At 63.8% G+C, this 20,637-nt stretch carries 17 protein-coding genes and 1 pseudogene; 8 read left to right on the forward strand and 10 right to left on the reverse strand.

Annotation, left to right across the window (positions count from 1 at the left end; genetic code table 11):
• The first annotated feature begins 231 nt into the window (after positions 1 to 231).
• Complete coding sequence (locus HG549_RS23190) at positions 232 to 2,034, forward strand: acyl-CoA dehydrogenase (RefSeq protein ID WP_170033100.1); 1,803 nt, start codon at positions 232 to 234, stop codon at positions 2,032 to 2,034.
• Between the two features lie 118 nt (positions 2,035 to 2,152).
• Here HG549_RS23190 and HG549_RS23195 read toward each other — a convergent pair whose 3' ends face one another.
• Positions 2,153 to 2,602: a hypothetical protein gene (locus tag HG549_RS23195; RefSeq protein WP_170033102.1), complete on the reverse strand. Its 450-nt coding sequence runs from the start codon at positions 2,600 to 2,602 to the stop codon at positions 2,153 to 2,155.
• 154 nt (positions 2,603 to 2,756) lie between these two features.
• Here HG549_RS23195 and HG549_RS26400 point away from each other — a divergent pair.
• The 7 genes and pseudogenes from HG549_RS26400 to yccS form a co-directional block, all read left to right on the forward strand.
• A pseudogene (locus HG549_RS26400) lies at positions 2,757 to 2,873 on the forward strand (hypothetical protein); the annotation flags it as partial.
• A gap of 31 nt (positions 2,874 to 2,904) precedes the next feature.
• On the forward strand, positions 2,905 to 4,350 hold the full coding sequence (locus HG549_RS23200) for a TldD/PmbA family protein (RefSeq protein WP_170033104.1): 1,446 nt from the start codon (positions 2,905 to 2,907) through the stop codon (positions 4,348 to 4,350).
• Positions 4,347 to 5,666: a TldD/PmbA family protein gene (locus tag HG549_RS23205; protein WP_170033106.1), complete on the forward strand. Its 1,320-nt coding sequence runs from the start codon at positions 4,347 to 4,349 to the stop codon at positions 5,664 to 5,666. The genes HG549_RS23200 and HG549_RS23205 overlap by 4 nt, the downstream gene beginning before the upstream one ends.
• A 127-nt stretch (positions 5,667 to 5,793) precedes the next feature.
• Entirely contained in the window at positions 5,794 to 7,221 is a 1,428-nt protein-coding gene (mdtD, locus tag HG549_RS23210; RefSeq protein ID WP_170033108.1) for a multidrug transporter subunit MdtD, read from the forward strand.
• A 112-nt stretch (positions 7,222 to 7,333) separates the two neighbouring features.
• Positions 7,334 to 8,671, forward strand: coding sequence for an ATP-dependent RNA helicase DbpA (gene dbpA / locus HG549_RS23215; RefSeq protein ID WP_256666140.1), 1,338 nt, complete (start codon positions 7,334 to 7,336; stop codon positions 8,669 to 8,671).
• Positions 8,672 to 8,806: 135 nt separating this feature from the next.
• Positions 8,807 to 9,988, forward strand: coding sequence for an NAD(P)/FAD-dependent oxidoreductase (locus tag HG549_RS23220; RefSeq protein WP_170033112.1), 1,182 nt, complete (start codon positions 8,807 to 8,809; stop codon positions 9,986 to 9,988).
• An 83-nt stretch (positions 9,989 to 10,071) separates the two neighbouring features.
• Positions 10,072 to 12,255 (forward strand): YccS family putative transporter, encoded by a 2,184-nt coding sequence (gene yccS, locus HG549_RS23225; RefSeq protein WP_170033114.1) that lies wholly within the window; start codon positions 10,072 to 10,074, stop codon positions 12,253 to 12,255.
• Between the two features lie 30 nt (positions 12,256 to 12,285).
• On the opposite strand, the gene HG549_RS23230 is transcribed toward yccS, so the two are convergent.
• The 9 genes from HG549_RS23230 to epd all read right to left on the reverse strand — a co-directional run bounded on the left by HG549_RS23230 (position 12,286) and on the right by epd (position 20,563).
• Complete coding sequence (locus tag HG549_RS23230) at positions 12,286 to 13,023, reverse strand: ABC transporter substrate-binding protein (protein WP_170033116.1); 738 nt, start codon at positions 13,021 to 13,023, stop codon at positions 12,286 to 12,288.
• Positions 13,024 to 13,197: 174 nt separating this feature from the next.
• Positions 13,198 to 13,494: a helix-turn-helix domain-containing protein gene (locus HG549_RS23235; protein ID WP_170033118.1), complete on the reverse strand. Its 297-nt coding sequence runs from the start codon at positions 13,492 to 13,494 to the stop codon at positions 13,198 to 13,200.
• Between the two features lie 12 nt (positions 13,495 to 13,506).
• A complete protein-coding gene (locus tag HG549_RS23240; RefSeq protein WP_170033120.1) occupies positions 13,507 to 14,007 on the reverse strand; it encodes a M48 family metallopeptidase in 501 nt (166 codons plus the stop codon).
• Positions 14,008 to 14,046: 39 nt separating this feature from the next.
• Entirely contained in the window at positions 14,047 to 16,173 is a 2,127-nt protein-coding gene (locus HG549_RS23245; RefSeq protein ID WP_170033122.1) for a bifunctional diguanylate cyclase/phosphodiesterase, read from the reverse strand.
• 246 nt (positions 16,174 to 16,419) lie between these two features.
• Positions 16,420 to 17,484: a class II fructose-bisphosphate aldolase gene (fba, locus tag HG549_RS23250; RefSeq protein WP_170033124.1), complete on the reverse strand. Its 1,065-nt coding sequence runs from the start codon at positions 17,482 to 17,484 to the stop codon at positions 16,420 to 16,422.
• A gap of 100 nt (positions 17,485 to 17,584) precedes the next feature.
• Positions 17,585 to 17,914 (reverse strand): MliC family protein, encoded by a 330-nt coding sequence (locus HG549_RS23255; RefSeq protein ID WP_170033126.1) that lies wholly within the window; start codon positions 17,912 to 17,914, stop codon positions 17,585 to 17,587.
• A 160-nt stretch (positions 17,915 to 18,074) separates the two neighbouring features.
• Positions 18,075 to 18,326 (reverse strand): hypothetical protein, encoded by a 252-nt coding sequence (locus tag HG549_RS23260; protein WP_170033128.1) that lies wholly within the window; start codon positions 18,324 to 18,326, stop codon positions 18,075 to 18,077.
• On the reverse strand, positions 18,326 to 19,489 hold the full coding sequence (locus tag HG549_RS23265; protein ID WP_170033130.1) for a phosphoglycerate kinase: 1,164 nt from the start codon (positions 19,487 to 19,489) through the stop codon (positions 18,326 to 18,328). The genes HG549_RS23260 and HG549_RS23265 overlap by 1 nt, the downstream gene beginning before the upstream one ends.
• Before the next feature lie 12 nt (positions 19,490 to 19,501).
• On the reverse strand, positions 19,502 to 20,563 hold the full coding sequence (gene epd, locus HG549_RS23270) for an erythrose-4-phosphate dehydrogenase (protein ID WP_170033132.1): 1,062 nt from the start codon (positions 20,561 to 20,563) through the stop codon (positions 19,502 to 19,504).
• Positions 20,564 to 20,637 lie beyond the last annotated feature (74 nt).

Consider the following 20,637-nt stretch of genomic DNA (forward strand, 5'->3'; position numbering starts at 1 on the left):
AAAAAGGAGAGCCTCGGCTCTCCTTTTTTATGCGCGCTTGTCTCGAGATGTTTTGCGCCTATGAAATCGAGCGCCGCCCGCGCGGCGCTCGATCTCACAGGCGCAGAAAGAATCGAGGCAAGCACCTGTATGCCCTCCCCCCTTCTCACCCCATATCACCCAGACCTATTAACCTCCCCCACCCCACCCTATCCGCCTAAACTCGCAGCATCCCGCCTCAGGACCGCGACCATGCCCGAGACCCTGCTCAGCCCCCGCAACCTGGCCTTCGAGCTCTACGAAGTGCTCGACGCCGAAGCCCTGACCCAGCGCCCGCGCTTTGCCGAACACAGCCGCGAAACCTTCGATGCGGCGCTCACCACCGCCCGCACCATCGCCGAAAGGTTCTTCGCCCCGCACAACCGCAAAGCCGATGAAAACGAGCCGCGCTATGTGGACGGCCGCGCCGAACTGATCCCGGAAGTGAAACCCGCCATCGACGCCTTCCTCGAAGCCGGCTTTCTCAACGCCAACCGCGACTTCGAGGTCGGCGGCATGCAGTTGCCCAGCCTGGTCTCACAGGCCTGCTTCGCCCACTTCCAGGCCGCCAACGCAGGCACCACGGCCTACCCGTTCCTGACCATGGGCGCAGCCAACCTGATCGAAAGCTTCGGCAGCGAAGAACAGAAGCGCCTGTTCCTGCAGCCAATGATCGAGGGCCGTTACTTCGGCACCATGGCCCTGACCGAACCTCATGCCGGCTCTTCGCTTGCCGATATCCGCACCCGTGCCGAGCCTGCCGGTGACGGCAGCTACCGGCTCAAGGGCAACAAGATCTTCATTTCCGGCGGCGACCACGAACTGTCGGAAAACATCGTGCACATGGTACTGGCCAAGTTGCCGGACGCCCCGCCCGGGGTGAAAGGCATCTCGCTGTTCATCGTGCCGAAGTACCTGGTAAACCCGGACGGCAGCCGCGGCCCACGCAACGACGTGCTGCTGTCCGGGCTGTTCCACAAGATGGGCTGGCGTGGCACTACGTCCACCGCGCTGAACTTCGGCGACGACGGCCAGTGTGTTGGCTACCTGGTCGGCCAGCCACACCAGGGCCTGGCCTGCATGTTCCAGATGATGAACGAAGCACGCATCGGCGTTGGCATGGGCGCAGTGATGCTCGGCTACGCCGGTTACCTGTACTCGCTGGAATATGCCCGCCAGCGGCCGCAGGGCCGGCTACCGGACAACAAGGACCCGCACAGCCCGGCGGTGCCGATTGTCGAGCACACGGATGTGAAACGCATGCTGCTGGCACAGAAGGCCTATGTAGAGGGCGCCTTCGATCTGGGCCTGTACGCCGCACGCCTGTTCGACGACAGCCATACCGCCGCCGATGAAAGCGCCCGTAGACAGGCGCAAGAGCTGCTCGACCTGCTGACCCCGATCGTCAAGTCCTGGCCTTCGACATTTTGCCTCAAGGCCAACGAACTGGCGATCCAGATTCTTGGCGGCCACGGCTACACCCGGGAATACCCGGTGGAGCAGTACTATCGCGACAACCGCCTGAACCCCATCCACGAAGGCACCGAGGGCATCCAGTCACTTGACCTGCTGGGCCGCAAGCTGGCACAGCACAACGGTGCTGGGCTCAAGCAACTGATCCGCCTGATCGGCGCCACCGGCGAGCGCGCCAGCCATCACCCCAACCTCGACCCACTGCGCCAGCCACTTGAGCAACTGGTCAACCGCCTGCAAGCGGTAACCCTGACCCTGCTCGGCGACCTGGCCCAGGGCAAGGTCACCAATGCGTTGGCCAACTCGGCGCTATACCTCAAGGCCTTCGGCCATTGCGTGATCGGTTGGCGCTGGCTGGAGCAGGCGATCCACGCCGAACTCGGGTTGATGAAAGACAACCCCACCGACCGCGACTTCTACCTCGGCAAGCTACAGGCCGCACGTTATTTCCTGACCTGGGAAGTACCAGGCTGCCATAATGAGCTGGCATTGCTCGAGGCACGCGACGATACCTGCCTCGCCATGCAAGACGGGTGGTTCTAAGGCCAGCCTCCGTGGGTACGGAGGCCTCCCTCTATTCCACTTCAGTCCCGTGGGCATCGCTCACCTGAAGCCGACAACAGGCCACTCCATTACTCGATATAGGGTATGACCGTGAACGTCAGTCACCCTTTGCCGTTGGCACCTGCCTTTCCTTGAAGAACCACAGACTCCAGACCTTCGCAAGTTCGGAAACAACTACGAGTAGCAGCAACGCAACCGAACCAGCGGGAAAATGAAAACCTATGTAAGAGAACAATACTGAAGCGGAGGGTACAAACAGCAATAGACGGAACGGCAACTGCAGCCAGACCAGTCGCACGCCCCAACCGCTCCGGCAGAACAGCAATATGCAACTTGCAAGCATAGATAATTGCAGCGCCCATCCCAGCGCTATAAATACAGTTGCATAGCTGCCATGATCTTCAATCATGTTCAATGTGCTCAGCGCATCCGAGTAAAAAGGCAGCTTGCCGGCCAAGAGATTTCTTAGCATGTAATTCAAGAGATACAGAGCATCCAGGCCGCCCCACCCCCACCAAACGTACTTCCTTGCCGTCAATGGGTCCATTTACCCCCTCCGTTCGAAAATTATATTGGGCGTTACCGGAACCCAATGCCATGAGTCAAGCTCCTTGCTCCCACAAAAAAGTCTGTCGCCCTTTTCCTATTGATGCGTAGGGTCTTTCTTTGATCGAAGTGGTGCAGCGGTGCGGGCCACGCCGCAGCTACAGGCCGCACGTTATTTCCTGACCTGGGAGGTACCAGGCTGCCATAATGAGCTGGCATTGCTCGAGGCGCGCGACGATACCTGCCTCGTCATGCAAGACGGGTGGTTCTAGGGGGAGCCACCGTGTACACGGAGGCTACCGCATGTTCGATTCCAGCGCCCTGTTGCGCCAGCGCTTCGCCGCGCTGCGCAGTACGGCCGAGTTGTTTTCCCTGCGTCATGTGAAACAGTCGCACCAGGCCCTGTCGGTACGCCGCAATGTCGCAGAGCCACCGCTGTTCAGCCAGGACGAAGGCGCCATGCTCACCGTGCGGATCAACGGCGTGGAAGCCTATGCCGCTACCGCCGACCTGTCCCAGGCCGGCCTGCAACGCGCGCTGGAGCAAGCCGAGGCACTGGCCCGGCAGATCGCCCGGCACAGCCTGCTGGACCTGCGCGGGCAGGCAGTGACCAGTGCCCACCATGACCACGTTTCGCCCAACTTCGACCAGCCTGTGCCCTCCCTTGCCGACTGCCTTGGCCTGCTCGCGGCAGAATCGGCCAGCGTGCCCAAGGACAGCCGCCTGGTGGACTGGCAAGCCAGCCTGGGCATGAGCCTGGTCGAGCAGACCTACCTGAATTCGGCCGGCGCGCAACTGCGCCATGCTCAACGCTTCCTGTTCCCCGGCGTCGGGGTCACCGCCAGCGACGGCCAGGACAGTCAGAGCCGCAGCCTGGGCCGTGACAACTTCGGCCAGCAGGGCGGCTTCGAGGTCATCGAGCGCTGCGGCCTGGTGGGTGCCGCCCGCCGGGTGGCAGACGAGGCGCTGCAACTGCTGCTGGCGCCGAACACCCCCAGCGGCCCGCGCGACCTGCTGTTGATGCCGGACCAGATGATGCTGCAGATCCACGAATCGATCGGCCACCCGCTGGAGATGGACCGCATCCTCGGCGACGAGCGCAACTACGCCGGCACCAGCTTCGTCAAAACCAGCGATTTCGGCCACCTGCAGTACGGCTCCAGCCTGCTGAACGTGACCTTCGACCCAACCATCGGCGAAGAGCTGGCCAGCTACAGCTTCGATGACGACGGGACCCCGGCCAGCAAGCAGTTCCTGATCCGCGACGGCCTGTTGCTGCGCCCGTTGGGCGGTGCGCTGTCGCAGTTCCGCTCCGGCCTCGACGGCGTGGCCAACAGCCGCGCCTGCGGCTGGAACCGTGCGCCGATCGACCGCATGGCCAACCTCAACATCGAGCCGGGGGACAAGTCGCTGAGCCAGCTGATCGAAGGTATCGAGCACGGCATCCTGATGCGCACCAACCGCTCCTGGTCCATCGACGACGCCCGCAACAAATTCCAGTTCGGCTGCGAATGGGGTCAGCTGATCGAAGAGGGCCAACTCAAGGGCATCGTCAAGAACCCCAACTACCGCGGCATTTCCGCGCATTTCTGGCGTAACCTGGCGGCGGTCGGTGATTGCAGCACCTTCCAGGTGCTGGGTACACCCAATTGCGGCAAGGGCGAACCCAACCAGGTGGTACGGGTTGGTCACGCCTCGCCAGCCTGCGTGTTCCGCCAGATCGATGTATTCGGAGGAGACGCCTCGTGAAGAACGCTTTCGAAACCTTGGTCGCGGCGCTGAACAAAGCTTTGCGGACGGGCGAGCAGTTCACCCTCGGCTACAGTGCCGAGCAGTCGCAGTTCGTACGCTTCAATCACGCCAAGGTGCGCCAGGCCGGCGAAGTGAGCCAGGCCAGTGCGCAACTGCGCCTGATCCGCGAGGGCCGTCAGGCGGAGCAACAGGTGACCTTGAGTGGTGACCCGCTACTCGATAGCCAGCGCCTGGACACTGCCCTTGAACAACTGCGCCAGACCTTGCCGCTGTTGGCCGTCGACCCATACCTGCGCCTGGACCAAAGCGCCTGGCACAGCCACAGCCAGCAGCAACAGCCGCTGCCCGAACTGCATGAAGTACTGGCCCTGCTCGAGCGCGAAGCCGGCGACCTGGACTTGGTCGGCATCTATGCCGCCGGCCCCATCTGCCGGGGCTTCGCCAGCTCGTTCGGGGCCTTTGGCTGGCACCAGGCCAACAGCTTCAACTTTGACTGGAGCCTGTTCCACGAAAACGCCGAGGCGGTTAAGGCCAACTACGCAGGGCAGCTGTGGCGTGCTGACGACTTCACCATGCGCCTGCGCCAGGCACGAGAACAACTGGGCTTCCTCGGCCGCCCGGCAGTTACCCTGGAGCCTGGCAGCTACCGCGCCTACCTGGCCCCGGCGGCAATGGACGAAATCGCTGGCATGTTGTGCTGGGGCGGCTTTTCTGCGCAGGCCCTGGCCACCGGCAACAGCGCCCTGCAGCGCCTCTACAACGGCGATGCGCGGCTGAGCCCGCTGGTGAGTTTCAGCGAGCAGGTCAGCGGCTCACTGAGCCCGGCGTTCTCCGATGAAGGCTCGCCGCGCCTGGACGTGCCGTTGATCCAGCAAGGCGAGGCACGGCAGCGGCTGGTCAGCGCACGCAGCTCGGCCGAATTCGAGCTGCTGGCCAATGGCGCCGACAGCTACGAATCGCCATGCGCGCTCAGCCTTGCACCAGGTAGCCTGCCCAGCGAACAGGTGCTTGAGCGGCTCGGCACCGGGCTGTACATCAGCAACCTGTGGTACCTGAACTACTCGGACCTGCCGGCAGCGCGGATGACCGGGCTGACCCGCTTCGCCACGTTCTGGGTGGAAAATGGGCAGATCCAGGGGCCGGTGCGCACCATGCGCTTCGATGACAGCCTGTACAACTTGCTGGGTAACCAGCTGGAGGACCTGACCCGTGAGCGCGAGATGATTCTATCGACCAGTACCTACGGGCAGCGCAGTACCGGGTCGAGTCATTTGCCGGGGGCGCTGGTCAAAGGGTTGACTCTGACATTGTGATAGACACCACCGGCCTCTTCGCGGGCACGCCCACTCCCACAGGTATTGCACCCTCATCGAATGCGATGCGCTACCGGTGGGAGCGGGCCTGCCCGCGAAAGGGCCGGTACTGACAAACGAGGAAGTCATGCCCGAACGCACCCCGCTGGACCCCGTTACCGCCCGCTGGATTCCCTGGGTGGTGGCCATCGCCTTCTTCATGCAGTCTCTGGACGGCACCATCCTCAACACCGCATTGCCGGCCATGGCCCGCTCGCTGGCCGAAGACCCGCTGCGCATGCAAGGCGTGATCGTCGCCTACATGCTCACTGTGGCCCTGCTGATCCCCGCCTCGGGCTGGATCGCCGACCGCTTCGGTACCAAGCGCATCTTCTTCAGCGCCATCCTGCTGTTCAGCTTCGGCTCGCTGCTGTGCGCAGCGGCCAACAGCCTCGGCTTCCTGATCTTCGCCCGGGTGGTGCAAGGCCTGGGCGGTGCGCTGATGCTGCCGGTCGGGCGCCTGGTGGTATTGCGCGCCTACCCACGCACCGAGCTGGTGCGCATCATGAGCTTCATCACCATTCCCGGCCTGCTCGGCCCGCTGCTGGGCCCGACGGTCGGCGGCTGGCTGGTGGAAATTCTCAGCTGGCACTGGATCTTCCTGCTCAACCTGCCCGTTGGCCTGGTCGGCTGCTATGCCGTGTGGAAGTTCATCCCCGACCTGCGCGGCGCCGAACGCACCACCTTCGACGGCCCGGGGTTCCTGCTGTTTGGTGCGGCGATGGTGCTGATCACCATCGCCATGGAGGGTCTGGGTGAACTGCACCTGCCACACCTGCGGGTGATGTTGTTGCTGTTCGCCGGCATGGCCTGCCTGGCGGCCTACTGGCTGCGCGCCGGGCGCGACCCGGAGCCCCTGTTCTCACCCAGCCTGTTCCGCGTGCGCACCTTTGCCATCGGCATCCTCGGCAACCTGTTCGCCCGCCTGGGCAGTGGTGCCCTTCCGTTCCTGGTGCCGTTGCTGCTGCAGGTGGCGCTGGGCTACTCGCCGGCCCAAGCCGGCATGAGCATGATTCCGCTGGCTGCGGCGGCCATGCTCGCCAAGTCCATCGCCAGGCCGCTGATCGAACGCTTTGGCTACCGCATCATTCTTACCGGCAACACCTTACTGCTGGGCGTGCTGCTGGCCAGCCTCGGCCTGGTCGATGAGCAAACCCCTTATGCCGTGTTGCTGCTGCAGCTCGGCCTGCTGGGAGCCGTCAACTCCATGCAGTTCACGGCGATGAACACGGTGACCCTGATCGACCTTGACGACGCCAGCGCCAGCAGCGGCAACAGCCTGCTGTCGGTGGTGGCGCAGCTGGCCTTGAGCCTGGGCGTGGCCTGCGCCGGCGCGTTGCTTGGCGGCTTTACCGCTGCCGGCAGCGCCGAGGGTGTGGAAACCACCCTGGGAGCATTCCAGCTGACCTTCGTGACCATTGGTGTGATGGCCATGCTCGCGGCGGCGATCTTCCTGCAGCTGGCACCGACGGACGGAAGGCGTGCCCGTCGTCCGGAACAACACATGGAGTCGTAGGGCGAATGGCCACGAGGCTGGTAGACTATGCGGCATTTTTCGCTTCGCAACGCAGGCCCGCCTCGTGACCACCGACTCCACCGCCTTTGCCTCCCTGCCGCTGTCCGCCGCCATGCTGGCCAACCTGGACGCCCTCGGCTATGCCTCGATGACGCCGATCCAGGCCGAGAGCCTGCCGGTCATCCTCAAGGGCCAGGACCTGATCGCCCAGGCCAAGACCGGCAGCGGCAAGACCGCCGCCTTCGGCATCGGCCTGCTCAATCCGATCAACCCGCGCTATTTCGGCTGCCAGGCGCTGGTGCTGTGCCCCACCCGCGAGCTTGCCGACCAGGTGGCCAAGGAGCTGCGCCGCCTGGCCCGCGCCGAGGACAACATCAAGATCCTGACCCTGTGCGGCGGTGTTTCGCTGGGCCCGCAGATCGCTTCGCTGGAGCATGGCGCGCACATCATCGTCGGTACCCCGGGGCGCATCCAGCAGCACCTGGACAAGGGCACCCTGGTACTCGACGGCCTGAACACCCTGGTGCTGGATGAAGCCGACCGCATGCTCGACATGGGCTTCTTCGACGCCATCGCCAGCATCATCGGCAAGACCCCGTCGCGCCGCCAGACCTTGCTGTTCTCGGCCACCTACCCGGCTGGTATCAAGCAACTGGCCGCCGACTTCATGCGCAACCCGCAACAAGTCAAGGTCGAGAGCCTGCATACCGACAACCAGATCGAGCAGCGTTTCATCGAGATCGACCCGCAACAGCGCCTGGAGGCCGTCACCCGCGTGCTCGGCCACTACCGCCCGCAGTCCTGCGTGGCGTTCTGCTTCACCAAGCAGCAGTGCGAGGACGTGGTCGCCCACCTGACCGCCAAGGGCATCGTTGCCCAGGCCCTGCACGGCGATCTGGAACAGCGCGACCGCGACCAGGTGCTGACCATGTTCGCCAACCGCAGCAGTTCGGTGCTGGTGGCCACCGACGTGGCGGCACGCGGCCTGGACATCGATGGCCTGGACATGGTCATCAACGTCGAGCTGGCGCGTGATGCGGAAATCCATGTGCACCGTGTGGGCCGTACTGGCCGTGCGGGCGAAAAAGGTATTGCGGTCAGCCTGGTGGCACCTGCCGAGGGCCACCGCGCCCAGGCCATCGAAGCGCTGCAGAAAAGCCCGCTGCGCTGGGACCAGCTGGACAGCCTGAAGAGCAAGGGCGGCGAGCCGCTGCTGCCGCTGATGAGCACCCTGTGCATCGCCGCCGGGCGCAAGGACAAGCTGCGCCCGGGCGACATCCTTGGCGCGCTGACCGGGGACGCCGGGATCCCGGGCAAGCAGGTGGGCAAGATTGCGATCTTTGACTTCCAGGCCTTTGTTGCCGTGGAGCGGACGCTGGCCAAGCAGGCCATGCAGCGCTTGAACAGCGGCAAGATCAAGGGGCGCTCGCTGAAAGTCCGCATCGTCTGACCTGATTTTGCGCCGCTTTGCGGCCCTTTCGCGTCACAAGGCCGCTCCTGCAGGGGCTCGCAAACTCCTGTAGGAGCGGCCTTGTGTCGCGAAGGGGCTGCAAAGCAGCCCCAGTAATCCTGAAGAGGTAACACCGTGCACTCCACCTACGTGATCATCCTCGGCGCCGGCGCCGCCGGCCTGATGTGCGCCCAGCTCAGCGCCCGCCGCGGCCGCCGGGTGCTGGTACTCGACCACGCCAACAAACCGGGCAAGAAGATCCTCATGTCCGGTGGCGGGCGCTGCAACTTCACCAACCTGTACACCGAACCCGGCAACTTCCTCTCGCACAACCCCCACTTCTGCAAATCGGCCCTGGCCCGCTATACCCAGTGGGACTTCATCGAGCTGGTGTGCAAGCACGGCGTGGCCTACCACGAGAAGAAGCTCGGCCAGCTGTTCTGCGACAACAAGGCCAGCGACATCCTCGACATGCTGCTGGCCGAATGCGACGAGGCTGGTGCCGAGATCCGCATGCACACCAGCATCGAACAGATCGAGAAGACCGAAGGCGGCTACTTGCTGCAGACCAGCGCTGGCCAGTTCGCCTGCCAGTCGTTGGTGATCGCCACCGGCGGCCTGTCGATCCCGACCCTGGGTGCCAGCGGCTTCGGCTACCAGGTGGCGCGCCAGTTCGGCCACACCCTGCTGCCGACCCGCGCCGGCCTGGTGCCATTCACCATCACCGAGCCCCAACTCAAGGCACTGTGCAGCGAGCTGTCCGGCACCTCGCTGGATTGCACCGCCAGTTGCAACGGCACCAGCTTCCGCGAGAACCTGCTGTTCACCCACCGCGGCCTGAGCGGCCCGGCGATCCTGCAGATCTCGTCGTTCTGGGAGGCCGGTGACACGCTCGAGATCAACCTGTTGCCCGACCGCGATGCACTGGCCTGGCTGCAACAGATGCAGGCCGAACGCGCCAACGCCGAACTGAAGACCGTGCTGGGCGAGGTATTCACCCGCAAGCTGGCCAACCTGCTGGCCGAGCAGTGGTTCGAGTCCAGGCCCATGAAGCAGTACACCTCGGCAGAACTGGCGCAGATCGCCGACAAGCTGGCGAACTGGCAGGTAGTACCGGCCGGCACCGAGGGCTACCGCACCGCCGAAGTGACCTTGGGTGGGGTGGACACCCGCGAAGTATCGTCCAAGACCATGGAGTCGCTGAAGAGCCCTGGCTTGTATTTCATCGGTGAGGTACTCGATGTCACCGGCCACCTGGGCGGTTTCAATTTCCAGTGGGCCTGGGCCTCCGCCAATGCCGCTGCGCAGTTCGTGTAGAGTAGAATCCATTCAGCAGCACGGAACGCTTCTTGCTGACCGTGCCGCCATGCATTCAATCGCTCACTGCCCAGCAGGCCATCATGTCATCGAGCTCGTTCCGTCAGTCACTGCGTCGCCTGTGGGGCCAAGACAAGTTCAGCTACAGCATCCGGGTCACCATCGCCCTCACCGGCAGCCTGGCCCTGTGCTGGTACCAGAACGAGATGGCCCTGCTGATCCCACTGTTCCTCGGCATCATCGCCAGCGCCCTGGCGGAAACCGATGACAGCTGGCAGGGCCGTCTCAGCGCCCTGGCCGTTACCCTGGTGTGTTTCGCGATCGCCGCGCTGGCAGTCGAGCTGCTGTTCCCCTACCCCTGGATCTTCGTCATCGCCCTGGCGGTCGCCGCCTTCAGCCTGACCATGCTCGGGGCGCTGGGCGAACGCTACGGCGCCATCGCCTCGGCGACCTTGATCACATCGGTCTACACCATGATCGGTGTGGACCAGCGCGGCGGCCTGGTCACCGACTTCTGGCACGAACCGTTGCTGCTGGTGGCAGGTGCGGCCTGGTACGGGCTGCTGTCGGTGCTGTGGCAAGCGCTGTTTTCCAACCAGCCGGTGCAACAGAGCCTGGCCAAGCTGTTCTTCGAGCTGGGCAGCTACCTCAAGCTCAAGGCCAGCCTGTTCGAGCCCATCCGCACCCTCGATATCGAAGCGCGGCGCCTGGAGCTGGCCCAGCAGAACGGCAAGGTGGTGGCGGCCCTCAACACGGCCAAGGAGATCATCCTGCACCGGGTAGGCAACAGCCAGCCCAACTCCAAGGTCAGCCGCTACCTCAAGCTGTACTTCCTGGCGCAGGACATCCATGAGCGGGTCAGCGCCTCGCATTACCCGTACAACGCCCTGACCGAGGCGTTCTTCCACAGCGACGTGATGTTCCGCTGCCAACGCCTGCTGCGCAAACAGGGCTCGTCCTGCCAGGAGCTGGCCCGTTCGATCCGCCTGCGCCAGCCGTTCGTGCTGGCCAGCGGTTATCCCGAAGCCCTCGAGGACCTCAACGCCTCGCTGGAACACCTGCGTATCCAGAGCAACCCGGCGTGGCGCGGCCTGTTGCGCTCGCTGAGGGCGCTGGCGGCCAACCTGGCGACGCTGGACCGCCTGCTCAGTGCGGCCAGCAACCCGGACAGCCTGGCCGATGCCAGCGACAGCAGCCTGCTCGACCGCTCGCCACGTTCGCTGAAGGACGTGTGGACGCGCTTGCGCACCCAGCTGACCCCGACCTCACTGCTGTTCCGCCATGCCTTGCGCCTGCCGCTGGCATTGTCGATCGGCTATGGCATGGTGCACCTGATCCACCCGACCCAAGGCTACTGGATCATCCTCACCACCCTGTTCGTCTGCCAACCCAACTACGGTGCAACCCGGCGCAAGCTGGGGCAGCGGATAGTCGGTACCGCGTTCGGCCTTACCGTCGGCTGGGCGTTGTTCGACCTGTTCCCCAACCCGGTCGTGCAGTCGTTGTTCGCCGTGGTCGCCGGGGTGGTGTTCTTCGTCAACCGCACCACCCGCTACACCTTGGCCACGGCAGCCATCACCCTGATGGTGCTGTTCTGTTTCAACCAGATCGGCGATGGCTACGGCCTGTTCCTGCCACGCCTGTTCGATACCCTGGTGGGCAGCCTGATCGCCATTCTTGCCGTATTCCTGTTCCTGCCCGACTGGCAGGGGCGACGCTTGAACAAGGTGCTGGCCAATACCCTGACCTGCGCCAGCGTGTACCTGCGCCAGATCATGCAGCAGTATGCCCACGGCAAGCGCGACGACCTCGCCTACCGCCTGGCCCGGCGTAACGCCCACAACGCCGACGCGGCACTGTCCACCACCCTGGCCAACATGCTCATGGAGCCGGGGCACTTCCGCAAGGAAGCCGACGTCGGTTTCCGCTTCCTGGTGCTGTCGCATACCTTGCTCAGCTACCTCTCCGGGCTGGGCGCGCACCGCGATACCGCCTTGCCGGCGGAGGTGCAGGAACAATTGATCGAAGGTGCCGGGCAAAGCCTGGCCAGCAGCCTGGACGAGATCGCCAATGGCCTGGCCGCGCGGTCGCCGGTGGCGATTCACAGTGATGCCGAAGAGGCGCTGGCCAATACCCTGGAGCAGATGCCGGAAGAGCTGGACGAACACCAACGCCTGGTGCAGACGCAGCTGGCGTTGATCTGCCGGCAGTTGGCACCCTTGCGGACCTTGGCAGCGCACCTGATCAAGGAGGGTGCGCCGGGCTGATTGTTGTGCGGCCCGTACAGGCGCCAGGGGTCAGAAACCATACTGGCGCAGCAGCCGCGCATAGCTGCCATCGGCCTTCATCGCCGTAATCGCCCGTTCGAACCGCTCGACGATCCGTGCATGCTCGGGATGCTTCAAGCTGACCAGGATGTGCAGGGTGTTCTCTCCCAGCGGCGGTTCCACCAGCATCACTGCGTCACGCACCGCCTGCGGTTCGCGCTGCAGGTTGTAACGGGCCACGTACTCCTCTTCCACTGCCAGGTCCACCCGACCTGCTGCCAGCATGCGTACCGCCGAGGAAAAGTTGCGCACCGGCACTTTGCGCAGCTGGGCGTCGTTGTCGAACTCCGGGGAATAGGCGTATCCACGCACCACCGCAATACTGTAGGGGTACAAATCGGATTGGCGTTCATGGCGGAACGCCTCGCCCTTGCGCTGCAGCAGGCGAATGCGGTTATTCAGGTAGGCGGAGGAAAACTGCCCGATACGTTCACGCGAATCGTTGTACCAGGCGTTGATCAGCACGTCGTAGCGCCCTTCGCCTATGCCGAGCAACGCCCGCGCCCACGGCACCTCTTCGAACTCGCTGGTATAGCCGGCCCGGGTCAGCGCGGTGGTGACAATACTGGTCGCCAGGCCGCCGCCCGGCATACCGGCGTCGGTGAACGGTGGCCAGTTGTCTGCCACCAGGCGCAGCTTGTCCAGACCCAGGGCGGGAGTTGCCAGCATCATTGCCAGTAATCCCAGAACACATAGCAGTGGCCGCATGCTCAAGTCCTTTTCGCAATGAGGGAGCACACATTGTCAGGGCGGTCTTCTTTGCAACTGCCGATGAGATTACACAAAGCGCGTGTGCAGGACAGCGGCCAATAGTGTCATTTAGCCTCTATTTTGGCCGAAGCCCATATCCAGCAGGCGACATTGCGCATACGGCGCGGATTGTCAGGGGTAACCCAGCACTTCCCGAATCTGCCGCAGGTGGCGGATGATCCACTGCTTGTCGATCGCCCCCCAGTCATGAATACGGTAGTGCCCGGCGTGATTGCGCGCGCCTGCCTGCTGCTCGAACTCGCAGACGATATCCAGGTCGGCCAGCGCGGCGATGGTGTCCTGGGCGGTACGCCGTGGCATGCCGGTGGCCTCCATCAGGGCGGGCACGCTGGTCGCGGTCTGGCTGTCGATCAGCCAGGCCACGTACAGACGGCGGTAGAAGCTGCTCTTGGTCTTGCTCACTTCCATGCTGCATGGTCCTTAACAGTTGCCCGGCAGCTCCCGATAGGTCAGGTAGACGCGCAGGTCGAATTCCAGTTGGTGGTAGTCCGGCTCCATGTGCTGGCAGAGCTGGTAGAACGCCTTGTTGTGATCACGCTCGCGCAGGTGTGCCAGTTCGTGCACCACGATCATGCGCAAGAACTGCGGCGCTGCCTCCTTGAACAGCGAGGCAATGCGGATTTCCTTCTTCGCCTTGAGCTTGCCGCCCTGCACCCTGGACACCGCCGTGTTCAGGCCCAGGGCCCGGTGGGTCAGGTCGAGGCGATTGTCGAACAGCACCTTGTCCAGGTTCGGCGCGCTGCGCAGGTATTGCTGGCGCAGGTCCTGGGCATAGCCGTACAGCGCCTTGTCGCTTTGTACATCATGGCGGTCAGGGTAGCGGCGCTGCAGATACTCGCCCAGGCGGTCGCTGTCGATCATCTGCCGCACCTGCTGCTGCACGTGCGGGGGGTAGGCTTGCAGGTAACGTAATACAGTCATGGTGCGGCTTTCGGTATGGCGAATGCCGATTCTAGCCAATCAAGGCTGGGGCCAGGAGAAAATCGCCGGGAAACTGCTGGCATCCGCTGCCGTCATCGGGTAAGCCACCAGGAAACCCTGCACGTACTGACAACCATTGGCCTTCAGCCAGGCCGCCTGAACCGGGGTTTCCACGCCTTCGGCGATCACCGTGATGCGGTAGTCGGCGCACAGGCTGATAACGCTGCGCACCAGCGCGGCATCCACCGCCGAGTCGGGCAGGCGCGCCACCAGGTGGCGGTCGAGTTTGAGCGTATCGATCGGCAGGTCGCGCAACATGCGCAACGAACAGTCGCCAGCACCAAAATCGTCCAGCGCTACCCGTACACCCAGTTCGCGCAAGCGGTGGATCTGTTTCACCGCCGCATCGATGTTGTACATCAACGAAGTTTCCGCCACTTCCACTTCCAGCTGTGTCGGGTCCAGTTGGTACAGCTGGATTACCCGCTGCAATTCCTCGACCAGGCCCGGCATGACGAATTGCGCACGGCTCAGGCTGATACCCAGCACCAGGTCTGCGGCGAAGCGCTGGCACCAGGCCTGGCGCTGGGCCGCACCCTGACGGTAGATCCAGCTGGCCAGGCGGTTGATCAGGCGCGCTTCCTCCAGCAGCGGGATGAACAACCCCGGCGGCACATCGCCAACACTGGGGTGCTGCCAGCGCAGCAACGCCTCGAAACCACGCAGGTGACCGTCAGCGAAGGCGACCTGCGGCTGGTACACCAGGGTGAAGTCCTGCTGCTCGATGGCCGCGCGCACGCTGTCTTCCAGCATCAGTCGTGACCGCGCCCGGCCATTGAGTTCCTGGTCGTAGAAGCGGTACTGCTGGCGCCCCGCCTGCTTGGCCGCATACATCGCCGCATCGGCAGCACGCAACAGGCCTTCGACGTTGGCGCCGCAGTCCGGGTAGGTGGCGATACCAATGCTAACCCCAAGGCACACATCGAAGCCGTCCACCTCGTGGCTGATGGACACGCGTTCGAGCAGCCGCTCGGCATACCGCCCGGCCTGCTCCGGATAGGGCAGGCCGTCGAACAGCGCGGTGAATTCATCGCCGCCCATGCGCGCGAGCAGCGCCTCGCTGCCCAGGCAGTCCTTGAGCTGCTCGGCGACCCAGCGCAACACCCGGTCACCGGCGTCGTGGCCAAGCGAGTCGTTGATGCGCTTGAAGCCGTCCAGGTCCATGTACATCAATGCCTGCGACTTGTCCGAGCGCTCGTTGCGCAACAGCGCGCCTTCGGCGGCCTGGTAGAAACCGCGGCGGTTGAGCAGGCCGGTAAGCGGGTCGGTCACGGCCTGGTACTCCAGCTGCTGGTGCAGGTTGCGCACCACCGACATGTCCAGCACCGTCACTACCATGGCCTGCTGGTCGACCGGCAGCGGTGCGCAGGACAACGCCACGGGCAACAGCTCAGCGCCAGAGGTGCGCAGTTGGGCATCATGCACACGGAAGATCTGCCTGCCCAGGTAGGCCTGGTAGAAGCCCGAGTCCTCCCACAGGCTGGCATTGGCCAGTTGCACCAGATCGAGCAGGCGGGCGCCCTGCAGCTGTGCTACCGGCGTGGACAACAGGTTGGATATGGCCGGGTTGGCAAAGCTGATGATGCCCTGCGCATCCACCACCAGGATGCCCTCGGCGGCGTTTTCCAGGATCGACGCATTGAACGCCGTGGCCGCTTCCAGCTCGCGGGTCAGGCGTTGCAGCATGCGCCGGTTACGCTGCTGCTCGAGCAGGGCCTGGACCTTGGGCTTGAGGATCTGTGGGTCGAACGGCTTGAACATGTAGTCCACGGCGCCGCTGGCATAGCCTTTGAGCACGGCCGCTTCGGACTGTTCGTTGGCGGTGAGGAAGATGATCGGCGTCAGCCGGGTACGCTGGCTGCCGCGCATCAGCCGGGCGACTTCGAAGCCATCCATTTCCGGCATCTGTACATCCAGCAAGACCAGATCGACTTCATGTTCGAGCAATGCGTTCAAGGCTTCCATACCCGAACTTGCCGTCAACACCTGCCAATCCTGACGGGCCAGCAACGCCCGCATGCTGATGAGGTTCTCGGGGTAATCGTCTACCACCAGGAGAACCGAATTGCCATCCAGTGGCTGTGGTAGAGCGTGAGCGCCATCCATGCTGCTTCTCTATTATGTGACCGACTTCAAAATACACTTGGATCCATTAGTACTCTAGCTCTACGCGAATAACACGCAATGCAATCAGAACGCTATCAGGGACTTAACTGTACCGTAGCCGACTAACGGTCGGTTCGCCGTGGTTTATCCAGCGCCTGTGGGCCGAGCCTGTACGGCAGCAGCAATATTCTGAACGCGAAAAATGAAAAACCCGCATTTCTGCGGGTTTTTCGTGTTGCCAGTCGATCAGTTGACCTTGGCGGCCAGTTCGCCCTTGGCATAGCGCTGGAACATGCCTTCCAGGGAGATCGGCTTGATCTTCGAGGCATTGCCGGCGGTGCCGAAAGCTTCGTAGCGGGCGATGCACACGTCACGCATGGCCTTGACGGTCTCGGCGAAGAACTTGCGTGGGTCGAACTCGCTCGGGTGCATGGCCATGTGGCGGCGGATGGCACCGGTGGAAGCCAGACGCAGGTCAGTGTCGATGTTGACCTTGCGCACGCCGTACTTGATGCCTTCGACGATTTCCTCGACCGGTACACCATAGGTTTCCTTGATGTCGCCGCCGTACTGGTTGATGATCGCCAGCCACTCTTGCGGTACCGAGGACGAACCGTGCATCACCAGGTGGGTGTTGGGGATGCGCTTGTGGATTTCCTTGATGCGGTCGATCGCCAGCACGTCACCGGTTGGTGGCTTGGTGAACTTGTAGGCACCGTGGCTGGTACCGATGGCGATCGCCAGGGCGTCGACCTGGGTCTTCTTGACGAAGTCCGCAGCCTCTTCAGGGTCGGTCAGCATCTGGCTGTGGTCCAGCACACCTTCGGCGCCGATGCCGTCTTCTTCACCGGCCATGCCAGTTTCCAGCGAACCCAGGCAGCCCAGCTCGCCTTCTACCGAAACGCCACAGGCGTGAGCCATGGCCACGGTCTGCTGGGTAACGCGGACGTTGTACTCGTAGTCGGTCGGGGTCTTGCCGTCCTCACCCAGCGAGCCGTCCATCATCACCGAGCTGAAGCCCAGCTGGATCGAACGCTGGCAGACGTCAGGGCTGGTGCCGTGGTCCTGGTGCATGCACACCGGGATGTGCGGGAATTCTTCGATGGCAGCCAGGATCAGGTGACGCAGGAACGGCGCGCCAGCGTATTTGCGCGCACCGGCCGAAGCCTGGACGATCACCGGCGAGTCGGTCTTGTCGGCCGCTTCCATGATGGCGCGCATCTGCTCGAGGTTGTTGACGTTGAAAGCTGGTACGCCGTAACCGAACTCGGCGGCGTGGTCCAGCATCTGGCGCATGCTAATGAGTGCCATGGTGTATCTCTCTCCCGACAAGCGTCGTTTGTTTCGTGCAAGCCTGCCGCAGGGGCGGTTGCTGTTCAAGTAGTGTGGGCCACCCTCGCGGCCCGGCCAGTCACGGTGCCTTGCAGCCCCGCCCAATCAGATCGTTGGTCGCCACCCAATACACCAGGCCCTCTTCGCCCTTGGTATGGAAGGCCAGCATGCCATCGCTGTACAGCGCACCCGATGCACCGGGCTCGGCCTTGAGCCGGTAGACCTGGTCGCCGCCACCCAGGCGCACATCGACCTGGTCACGTTGCGCATCGGCGAAGCGCCACAGCACTTCAGCCTGGCTGTCGCAGACCCAACGGGTCCAGTCATCCGCCGGGGCGGGTTGCGCCGGCTGCAGCAGCGAGCATCCTGCCAGTGTCGCCAGGGCCGTCACGGCCAAAAGCGCTTTCATTCAGCTTCCTCGATTTGGGGCTACTGTGCAGCCCTTCGCGGGCTTGCCCGCTCCCACAGCTCAAGCGCTATGCCTATGGGAGCGGGCAAGCCCGCGAAGGGCCGCACAGCGGGCCCTACCTCAAGACCACAAATCAGCCTTCAGGTTGCCTGTTACCCGATCAAGGGCAACCCGGCGCCTTGCGCTGGTGGTCTTCGTCGTACTTTTCCAGGCCTTCCGGGCCCACGCGCTTGCTGATGACCGGCACGGTCTCGGCTTGCCACTCGGACTGGTAGCAGCCGCCCTTGGGCGGTTGCGCCGGGTCGCTGTCGGAGGCCGGGCTGCCGGCGCAGGCGCTCAGCAGGCCAGCCAGCATCATCACAGGCAATTGCTTGACCATCAGGCCACTCCCTTTGCCAAGCGCCGACGTCATCAGGCCTTGGCCCGCTCTTCCAGAATTGCCACGGCCGGCAGGACCTTGCCCTCGACGAACTCGAGGAAGGCGCCCCCACCGGTAGAAATGTAGGAGATATCGGCGCCAACGCCATACTTGTCGATCGCCGCCAGGGTGTCACCGCCGCCAGCGATGGAGAATGCCGCGCTATCGGCGATGGCCTTGGCCAGCACCTTGGTGCCATTGCCGAACTGGTCGAACTCGAACACACCGACCGGGCCGTTCCACAGGATGGTTTTCGACGACTTCAGCAGCTCGGCGAAGTTGGCAGCGGTTTGCGGGCCGATGTCCAGGATCATGTCGTCGGCGGCAACCTCGGCAATGGCCTTGACGGTGGCTTCGGCGCTTTCGGCAAATTCCTTGGCAACCACCACGTCGACCGGCAGCGGCACGCTGACCTTGGCAGCGATGGCCTTGGCCGTGTCGACCAGGTCAGGCTCGTACAGCGACTTGCCCACTGGGTGGCCAGCGGCGGCGAGGAAGGTGTTGGCGATGCCGCCGCCGACGATCAGCTGGTCGCAGACTGCGCTCAGGCTGTTCAGCACGTCCAGCTTGGTGGACACCTTGGAGCCGGCAACGATGGCGGCCATCGGCTTGGCCGGGGCTTTCAGGGCCTTGCCCAGGGCATCCAGCTCGGCTGCCAGCAGCGGGCCGGCAGCAGCGACCTTGGCGAACTTGGCAACACCGTGGGTCGAGCCTTCGGCGCGGTGGGCGGTACCGAAAGCGTCCATGACGAACACGTCGCACAGGGCGGCGTACTTCTGCGCCAGCTCGTCGGCGTTCTTCTTCTCGCCCTTGTTGAAGCGCACGTTCTCGAACAGCACCAGGGAACCGGCCTGGACCTCGACACCTTCGAGGTAGTCGGCAACCAGCGGCACTTCACGGCCCAGGGCCTTGCTCAGGTAGTCGGCAACTGGCTTGAGGCTGTTCTCGGCCGAAAATTCACCTTCGGTCGGACGGCCCAGGTGCGAGCAGACCATTACCGCCGCGCCCTTCTCCAGGGCCAGCTTGATGGTCGGCAGCGCTGCCAGGATACGCGCATCGCTGGCAACCACACCGTCCTTCACAGGCACGTTGAGGTCTTCGCGGATCAGTACGCGTTTACCTTGCAGGTCGAGGTCGGTCATCTTCAACACGGTCATGAATGCAGTCCTTCAGGGCTGTTTGTTGCGGGTGGGGTGGACGACGTGCAGATAGTGTTCGGCAACGTCGAGCATACGGTTGGCAAACCCCCATTCGTTGTCGAACCAGGCCAGCAGGTTCACCAGGCGCGGGCCGGAAACACGGGTCTGGCTGGCATCGACGATCGCCGAATGCGGGTCATGGTTGAAATCACAGCTGGCATGCGGCAACTCGGTGTAGGCCAGCAAGCCTTTCAGCGGGCCTTCCAGCGCCGCCTCGCGCAACACCCGGTTGACCTCGGCCGCACTGGTATCACGGGCAGTCTGCAGGGTGATGTCCAGGCACGAGACGTTGACGGTCGGTACGCGTACCGCTTTGGCCTGGATTCGCCCGGCAAGTTCCGGGAGCAGGCGTTCGATGCCACGCGCCAGACCAGTGGACACCGGGATCACCGATTGAAAGGCGGAACGCGTGCGGCGCAGGTCTTCGTGGTGATAGGCGTCGATCACCGGCTGGTCGTTCATTGCCGAGTGGATGGTGGTGATCTGCACGTACTCGATACCGAACGCCTGGTCCAGCACGCGCAGCAGCGGCACGCCGCAATTGGTGGTGCACGAGGCGTTGGACACCAGGCGCTCACGGCCGGTCAGGCAGGCCTGGTTGATGCCGTAGACCACGGTGGCGTCGACATCGGCCTCGCTGGCCATCGGCTGCGAGAACAGCACCCGCGGTGCACCAGCGTCGAGGAAGCGCTGGCCATCGGCGCGGGTGTGGTAGGCGCCGGAGCACTCCAGCACCAGGTCGATGCCCAGGGCGGCCCAGTCGATGCCTTCCGGGGTGGCACTGCGCATTACCTTCACGCAATCGCCATTGATATGCAGACAGTCGCCATCGACCTTCACCTCACCAGGAAAACGCCCGTGGGTGGAGTCGAAGCGTGTCAGGTATTCCAGGCTGGCCTGGTCGGCCAGGTCGTTCAGCGCGACGATCTCGAAACCGGCCTTCGCCCCCCGCTCAAACAGCGCGCGCAGGACACAGCGGCCGATACGGCCATAACCGTTGAGTGCAACTTTGTAGGGACGCGGGTGGGACATTCGTTGGCTCGCTAACGCATGATGGCTGTTGGGGCCGCGTTGCGGCCCATCGCGACACAAGGCCGCGCCTACAA

Origin of the sequence: Pseudomonas sp. SK, from assembly GCF_012975065.1 — a bacterium.
Taxonomy (GTDB): Bacteria; Pseudomonadota; Gammaproteobacteria; order Pseudomonadales; family Pseudomonadaceae; genus Aquipseudomonas; species Aquipseudomonas anuradhapurensis.